Source organism: Mycobacterium sp. (assembly GCF_050701675.1).
In the GTDB taxonomy this organism is placed as follows: domain Bacteria; phylum Actinomycetota; class Actinomycetes; order Mycobacteriales; family Mycobacteriaceae; genus Mycobacterium.
Window position 1 is genome coordinate 1 of the sequence record NZ_JBOGDD010001249.1, and the last position, 5,160, is coordinate 5,160.

The following is a 5,160-nucleotide window of genomic DNA, read 5'->3' on the forward strand; positions in this document are numbered from 1 at the left end:
GGGCTCGAGACCGTGCTCATCGAACGCACCACCACGGGCGGGCAGGCCGGCCGCAGTTCGCGGATCGAGAACTACCTGGGGTTCGAGAATGGCGTCTCGGGCGCCACCCTGACCAACTCCGCCCGCAGGCAGGCGGAACGGTTCGGCGCCGAGGTGATCACCACCCGTGACGTGGTGAAACTGCACGTCGGCGAGACCGCTCCGACCATCGAGTTCGAGGACGGCAGCAGCATTGGCGCGCGGTCGGTGATCCTCGCGACCGGCGTCGAATACCAGGAGCTGAAGGTCGTCGGGTGCTGGAGTGACCCAGAGGATCCCGACGGCTGCAACTACGTCGGCCGCGGCGTCTACTACGGCGCGTCGGTGTCCGACGCCGAGGAGTGCCGCGACGAGGACGTCTACATCGTCGGCGGCGCGAACTCGGCGGGTCAGGCGGCGATGTTCATGTCCAAGACCGCCAAGTCGGTGACGCTGTTGGTGCGCGGCCCCTCGCTGGAGGCGTCGATGTCGCACTACCTGATCGAGCAGATCGACAACAACGACAGGATTCACGTCAGGACCTGTACCGAGGTCATCGACACGATCGGCGAAGACGACCACCTCTCGGGGCTGGTGCTGCTGGACAGGCAGTCGGGCGAGCGGACGACGGTGACCTGCGGGAGGATGTGCTGCTACATCGGGGCGACCCCGCGAACGGACTGGCTCGACGGCGTGCTGGCCCTCGACGATCGTGGGTTCGTGCTCGCCGGGCCGGATCTCAAGGACGTCTGCGGCTGGAATCGGGAACGTCCGCCGCATCATCTGGAAACAAGTGTGCCCGGTGTGTTTGTTGCAGGGGATGTGCGATCAGAATCCGCGAAGCGGGTGGCGGCTGCCGTCGGCGAAGGGTCGATGGCCGTAATGCTGGTGCACCGCTACCTGGCCGAGGCCTAGAAAGAAGGACCCGTCATGGGTGAAACGTGTCTGCCCGATGAACTCCGCACGCTGTTCCTGTTCGAGAAGCTGACGGACCGGCAACTCGAATCGCTCTGCGTGCACGGCCACCTCGCCCGCTTCGAGCCAGGGCCGCTCTGTATCGAAGGTGAGGCCGCGACCTGCTTCTACGTCCTCATCGAGGGCGAATTGGCCATGTCGAAGCGCTCTGGCGGCGCCGACATCGAAACCAACCGGACGTCGCAGCGCGGGGTCTACTGCGGCGCATGGAGCGCCTACGTCGACGGCGTCCCCCAGGTCTACGAGTCCTCGGTTCGGGTGACGAAGCCCTCGAAGTTCTTCGTGCTCGACGCCGAGGCGTTCGGCAACTTCGTCAAGACCGAGCTCCCGATGGCGGTCCATCTGCTCGAGGGCCTCAAGGTCGGCGGGCTGCGGCAGCGGCAGATCATCGACCAGCGCGAGAAGCTTCTCGCCCTCGGCCAGTTGTCGGCGGGCCTGACCCATCAGCTCAACAACCCCGCCGCAGCCGCCGCCCGCGCGGTGTCCGATCTGCGGGAGAAGATCGCCGGGATGCGCCACAAGTTGGCGATGCTCGCCGACGGCAAGTTCAGCCCCGAGGGCCTACGCGTTCTGGTCACCATCCAGGAGGAGGTCGCCGAGCAGGTCGCCAAGTCGAAGGCCCTTGAGCTCACCGCGCTCGAGGCGTCCGACCGCGAGGACACGATCGGCGACTGGCTCGAGGACCACGGGATCGTGGCCGCCTGGGACTACGCGCCGACGTTCGTCGAAGCCGGCCTCGACACCGACTGGCTTGAGCGTATTTCGGCATCGGTCGACGAGGTCGACGCCACGGCCTCGCTGCAGGGTGCGATCGGCTGGCTGAGGTACACCATCGACACCGAGCTGATGATGAACCAGATCGCCGAGGCAAGTAGCCGGATCTCGGCGCTGCTGGCCGGCGCCAAGCAGTACTCGCAGATGGACCGCGCGCCGTATCAGAGCGCGAACGTCCACGAGCTCCTGCGCAGCACCATCATGATGTTCGGCGAGAAGCTCGGCAAGGACAAGTCGGTCAAACTGGTCAAGGAACTGGACAAGACGCTTCCCGAAATCCAGTGCTACCCAGGCGATCTCAACCAGGTATGGACCAACGTCATCGACAACGCGATCCAGGCGATGGACGGTCACGGAACGTTGACCCTCCGCACCTCGGCCGTCGGCGAGGATGCCATCAAGGTGGAGATCTGCGACGACGGTCCCGGCATCCCCAAGGACATCGCCGACCGGATCTTCACGCCGTTCTTCACCACCAAGGCCTTCGGTGAGGGCACCGGCCTTGGACTCGACCTGGCGTGGCGCATCGTCGCCCAGAAGCACCACGGCAACATCCGGGTCGAATCGACGCCCGGTGACACCCGGTTCATCATCATCCTGCCGCTGGTCGCCCCGAAGCCCGAGGAAGCGCCCGCCGACTTCGCGGAATAGTTCGAATCAGCCCGATTACGACGGAATAGCCACGACGACGCGACGGGTTGATCCGAACATGACGAAACCAAACCTCGGCAAGTTCGGCGTTTTCGGTCACCACGCCCTGTGGCAACAACTGACCCCCGAACAGCTTCACGAGATCGAGGCCCTTGGCTACGGCGCCATCTGGGCCGGCGGTTCACCGGCCGCCGAGCTCGACTGGGTGGATCCCATTCTCGGAGCGACGAACACGCTGCAGCTGGCGACCGGCATCGTCAACATCTGGACTGCCGAGGCGGGTCCCACCGCCGAGTCCTTCCACCGCATCGACAAGGCCTACCCGAACCGGTTCCTGCTCGGCATCGGCGTCGGCCACCCCGAAGCGCACACCGAGTACAAGAAGCCGTATGACGCGCTCACCGAATATCTGGACAAGCTCGACGAGTACGGCGTCCCGAAGGATCGCCGCGTGGTCGCCGCTCTCGGACCGCAGGTGCTCAAGCTGTCCGCCCGCCGCAGCGCCGGTGCGCACCCGTATCTGACGACGCCGGAGCACACCGCGCAGGCCCGCGAGCTGATCGGGCCCGACGCGCTGCTGGCTCCGGAGCACAAGGCGGTCCTGACCACCGACGCCGCGCAGGCCAGGGCCGTGGGACGCAAGGCCCTCGAGATCTACCTCAACCTGGCGAACTACACGAACAACTGGAAGCGGCTCGGGTTCACCGACTCCGACATCGCCAAGCCTGGCAGCGACGCGCTCGTCGACGCCTTCGTCGCCCATGGCACCGTCGACGCCGTCGCCACCCGGCTCAAGGAGCATCTCGCCGCGGGCGCCGACCACGTTCCGGTTCAGGTGTTGACGAGTAGTGACAAGCTGGTACCCGCGCTAGCCGAGCTGGCCGGGCCACTCGGCCTGCAGTGAGCCGAACTCCACTCGAAGGGAATTCCGTGCATGACTGACGCAGTCGACCTCAAGCCGAATCTAGGGCGCTTCGGCGTCTGGACCTTCGGGGCGGTGACACCCGAGCAGGCGAACGAGATCGAGAAACTGGGTTACGGCGCCGTATGGGTCGGCGGGTCCCCCGCCGGTGATCTGGCCTTCGCCGAGCCCATCCTCGAAGCGACGGACACCCTCCAAGTGGCCACCGGCATCGTCAACGTGTGGACGGCGCCGGCCGATCAGGTCGCCGAGTCCTATCACCGGATCGAGAAGGCTCATCCCGGCCGGTTCCTGCTCGGCATCGGCATCGGGCATCCCGAGCACACCGACGAGTACCGCAAACCGTACGACGTGCTCGTCGAGTACCTGGATGCGCTCGACGCCGCCAACGTTCCGACCAGCCGCCGCGTGCTCGCGGCGCTCGGCCCCAAGGTGCTCCAGCTCGCGGCCAAGCGCAGTGCGGGCGCGCACCCCTATCTGACGACGCCCGAACACACGGCACAGGCGCACGACCTGATCGGCCCCAGCGTCTACCTCGCCCCCGAACACAAGGTCGTGCTGACCAGGGATGCGGCGCAGGCGCGCGAGATCGGCCGCAAGACGGTCGAGTTCTATCTCGACCTGAGCAACTACCTGAACAGCTGGAAGCGGCTCGGCTTCACCGACGCAGACCTCGCCAAGCCGGGCAGCGACAAGCTCATCGACGCCGTGGTGGCCCACGGGACGCCCGAGGCCATCGCAGCTCGACTCAACGAGCACCTCGCCGCAGGAGCCGACCACGTCGCCATCCAGGTACTCGGTGGCGAGGACAAGTTGATTCCGACACTCGCGGAGTTGGCCGGTCCACTGGGGCTCGCGACCGCCACCTAGCCCGGCACCCGCTAGGGTTTGTCACCATGCATTTGCTGGTCACTGGCGGCGCCGGTTTCATCGGCGCCAACTTCGTACATTCCGCGGTGCGCGAGCATCCGGAGGTCGACGTGACGGTGCTCGACGCCCTGACCTACGCCGGTAGTCGCGAGTCGCTCGCACCGGTGGCAGACGAGGTCCGCCTGGTGCACGGCGACATCAGCGACCGCGAACTGGTTGACAAGCTCGTCGCCGAAGCCGACGCCGTCGTGCACTTCGCCGCCGAGACGCACGTGGACAACGCACTCGCGGACCCGGAACCGTTCCTGCGCACCAACGTGATCGGAACGTTCACCGTGCTGGAAGCGGTACGGCGGAACGCCGTCCGGCTGCACCACGTCTCGACCGACGAGGTCTACGGCGACCTGCCGCTCGAGGACCCGCAACGATTCACCGAGGCCACGGCATACAACCCGTCGAGCCCTTACTCGGCGACGAAGGCCGCCTCCGACCTGCTGGTGCGCTCCTGGGTCCGGTCCTACGGCGTACGCGCGACGATCTCCAACTGCTCCAACAACTACGGGCCGTACCAGCACATCGAGAAGTTCATCCCGCGCCAGATCACCAACGTGCTGACGGGCAGGCGCCCCAAGCTGTACGGCGCCGGAGCCAACGTCCGCGACTGGATCCACGTCGCCGACCACAACGACGCCGTATGGCGGATCCTGTCCGACGGCGAGCTGGGTCGGACGTACCTGATCGGGGCCGACGGCGAGCGCGACAACCTCTCGGTGATGCGGACGCTGCTGCGCCTGATGGGCCGAGAACCGGAGGACTTCGACCACGTGACGGACCGCGCGGGCCATGACCTCAGGTATGCGATCGACCCGGGAGCGCTGCGCGACGAGCTCGGGTGGACCCCACGGCACACCGACTTCGAGTCGGGTCTCGCCGAGACCATCGACTGGTAC

5 protein-coding genes are annotated in these 5,160 nt (G+C 66.5%); all 5 read left to right on the top strand.

What is annotated here, in order from left to right:
• Positions 1–933: NAD(P)/FAD-dependent oxidoreductase (locus tag ACRDUX_RS38715; RefSeq protein WP_526422489.1), on the top strand; the 933-nt coding region annotated here is incomplete at its 5' end.
• Positions 934–948: 15 nt separating this feature from the next.
• Positions 949–2,418 (top strand): ATP-binding protein, encoded by a 1,470-nt coding sequence (locus tag ACRDUX_RS38720; RefSeq protein ID WP_526422490.1) that lies wholly within the window; start codon positions 949–951, stop codon positions 2,416–2,418.
• A gap of 58 nt (positions 2,419–2,476) precedes the next feature.
• Positions 2,477–3,322, top strand: a complete 846-nt coding sequence (locus ACRDUX_RS38725; protein ID WP_526422492.1) for an LLM class F420-dependent oxidoreductase — start codon at positions 2,477–2,479, stop codon at positions 3,320–3,322.
• Between the two features lie 30 nt (positions 3,323–3,352).
• Complete coding sequence (locus ACRDUX_RS38730) at positions 3,353–4,210, top strand: LLM class F420-dependent oxidoreductase (RefSeq protein WP_526422494.1); 858 nt, start codon at positions 3,353–3,355, stop codon at positions 4,208–4,210.
• Between the two features lie 26 nt (positions 4,211–4,236).
• Positions 4,237–5,160: dTDP-glucose 4,6-dehydratase (rfbB, locus tag ACRDUX_RS38735; RefSeq protein ID WP_526422496.1), on the top strand; the 924-nt coding region annotated here is incomplete at its 3' end.

What these genes read in the sequence shown, in the direction of transcription:
- ACRDUX_RS38720 (WP_526422490.1), top strand. Translation starts at nt 949, where the DNA reads ATGGGTGAAACGTGTCTGCCCGATGAACTCCGCACGCTGTTCCTGTTC.
- ACRDUX_RS38725 (WP_526422492.1), top strand. Translation starts at nt 2,477, where the DNA reads ATGACGAAACCAAACCTCGGCAAGTTCGGCGTTTTCGGTCACCACGCC.
- ACRDUX_RS38730 (WP_526422494.1), top strand. Translation starts at nt 3,353, where the DNA reads ATGACTGACGCAGTCGACCTCAAGCCGAATCTAGGGCGCTTCGGCGTC.